The sequence below is a fragment of the Granulosicoccus sp. 3-233 genome, assembly GCF_052681095.1.
In genome coordinates this window covers 1-1447 of sequence record NZ_JBQYLE010000048.1, presented here as the reverse complement: position 1 = coordinate 1447, position 1447 = coordinate 1, and the positions used below count along the sequence as shown (strand labels likewise).

The 1447-nt window shown below is 56.8% G+C and carries 2 protein-coding genes; both read right to left on the bottom strand.

Annotation, left to right across the window (positions count from 1 at the left end):
- The coding region (gene tnpC, locus ACUNV4_RS30350; protein ID WP_430882426.1) for an IS66 family transposase at positions 1-704 on the bottom strand (704 nt) is incomplete at its 3' end.
- Between the two features lie 12 nt (positions 705-716).
- Positions 717-1220, bottom strand: a complete 504-nt coding sequence (locus ACUNV4_RS30345) for an IS66 family transposase (RefSeq protein ID WP_430882425.1) — start codon at positions 1218-1220, stop codon at positions 717-719.
- Positions 1221-1447 lie beyond the last annotated feature (227 nt).

Sequence of the window (1447 nt, the reverse complement as noted above, 5' to 3'; positions counted from 1 at the left end):
CGCGCTTTCAGGCGCTCGTCATCGTCCAGATCACTCCATTCCCGCTCGAGCCGATACAGGGCATTGATGTGCGAGAGCATGACCATCGCCACACTCGGCTTGCCTTTTTCCGCTTTCGGTTGGGTCTTGATCGCTTCCGCTACTATTCGCCTGGCGTGGTCCCAGCACCCCAGGTGCACGATGTCTTTCGCCGCGCACGGCGCATCATAGCCACTGTAGGCATCGCTCTGGAAATAACGGCCTTCAAAGTGCTTGAGCAACCGCTCGGCCACTGCACCACCCCGTGACTTGTCGTAATTGAAAGTCACGATCTGTTTGCCAGGGGGGCCACCTCTGAGGACCCAAATCCATTTATCACCGGTTGCCGCCATGCCTGGCTCATAGAGCACTTGCAATCGTGTTTCATCGCCCTGGATGTAGTCGGCTTTCATCTGATGGGCTTCAAGCCTTGTCAGCAAGCTCTGCATCGTCACTGACAGACGAATGATCCAGTTCGCCAGAGTCGTGCGGGTAATCTCGCCGCCGTATCGGCTCAGTATTTTCTCCAGTCGGTACAGCGGCAAACCATCGGCGTATTTCGCAATGACGATCCAGGCCAACAGGTTCGTGGACGCCAGACTGCGACCGATGGGGTGCGGTGGTCGTTCGGCCGCCTTGAGGCTTCTCTCACCCTCGTCGTCGAGAAACACCGCCTTTTCCTGCATGATCTCGATTACCTAGACCCGAGCCGGGATGATATCGAGCTCCTCTTTGACCCTGACGAAGAAGGTTCTCACGGCTCCTTCGCGCTCTTCATCAGTCAGACAGATAAAGCGTTGTATACGAGGCAGGTCCGCAGAGAGTCCCTTGCGTCCGGCTCGCTTACGAGGCTTCTTTTCGCTCTGGGTGTTGTTCGGCTCGTCTTCCTCGATCTCACCATCATCGGTGTCCGGCTCACCATCGGCCAGAGTCTCGGCATCATCTGCCAGCCAATCTTCCTGCAGCAGGTTCTTTTCACTCTTGCTGCCGAACTGCCGCTCTTGCATCAGTCGCAATCGTTCTTCGAGCACGGCGATGCGTGCTTTCTGGTTCTGCAATCGAGACTGCGACTCAGCCAGGAGCTCATCCTTCTCGCTCAGCATCTTCTGCTGCTCGAGCAGCGCCGCCATCAACGCATCGGGAGTCGGTAAACCCGATGCAGCGAAGCGTGTGAAGTCTGGCTTTTCCAAGGACTGGGACATGGGCTCATTATACCAACAATGGCTCAGCAAACGGACTCGTATTGCAGTATCCGATGCGGTTTCATCGATGCGATGTCGTACCCGTCAAGCAGCCAACCGAGCTGTTCGCCAGTGATTGTCAACAGCTCTTCACCGTCTTCCGGCCACCGGTGCGTATTCCGGCGAAGCTGATCACCCATTCTGGCCCATGGTGATCACCGCGTAGAGCTAACGCGCGAGGTCAGAGA